Source organism: Oleiphilus sp. HI0117 (assembly GCF_001635235.1).
Genome location: NZ_LWGA01001484.1, coordinates 1 through 799, shown reverse-complemented (window position 1 = coordinate 799; position 799 = coordinate 1). Strand labels below are relative to the sequence as shown.

General features: G+C 47.3%; 1 pseudogene. It reads right to left on the bottom strand.

The features are described from left to right. Window positions 1-782, bottom strand: a pseudogene (locus A3757_RS24640) (hypothetical protein); the annotation flags it as partial. Window positions 783-799: the final 17 nt, after the last annotated feature.

The following is a 799-nucleotide window of genomic DNA, read 5'->3' as shown; positions in this document are numbered from 1 at the left end:
GTAACGCGGTGTTCAACCTGAATTCGGGTGTTCATTTCCATAAAGAAGTGTTTGTCGCGGTCAACGATACACTCGAAGGTGGATACGTTGTCCAAGCCTACTGCCTGACCAAATACTTCGGATTCTTTTTCCATCGCCTGAAGGGTTTTGATCTCCTGGCTAAGGATTTTAGATTCGGCTTCACTACCGCGATGCAAAGATTCTGTAAGCGCATGCTGTAAATCTTCGGTCGTAACCGATATTTCCAGCAGCTTTTGCTCATGCATCTGCAAAGAGCAATCACGACCGCCCAAAGCCAGTGCCCATTCACCATTACCGATCACCTGGATTTCCTGGTGACGGGTGGTTTCGATATTCAACTCGACAAGAATATTCTTGTTGTCGCCTTGGCCTGTCGCTTTTACCTCGTTGAGGATCTCAAGTACTAGAGAAGGTGCTTCATCTGCTGCTTGGCTTAAGCGCTCTTCGATGCTGCCTTTAAAGCTTGAAGGGCTGGAGAGTATTCGTTGGCCTTTACCTCCGCCACCGCCGATGCATTTCAGGCGAATACGGTTTTCAGGGTATTCCTGGCCAATCTTGATTACTTGCTCGCGGACGGTTTCCTGAAGCTCTGCCACGCTATAAAGGTCGATGCCTTTTTTGTAGCCTGCATCAAGCACGACGTCGGCTTTATCTTCAATTGAGTCGGCATTTTCAAAGCGTTTTTGGTTGAGTGCTAAGCCTTCTTTTTTGACTAAAGACAGTAGCGCCTTTTCATCGCTATGCTTTTTAAGGAGTGTCAAGGCAGTAGCATTGTTGA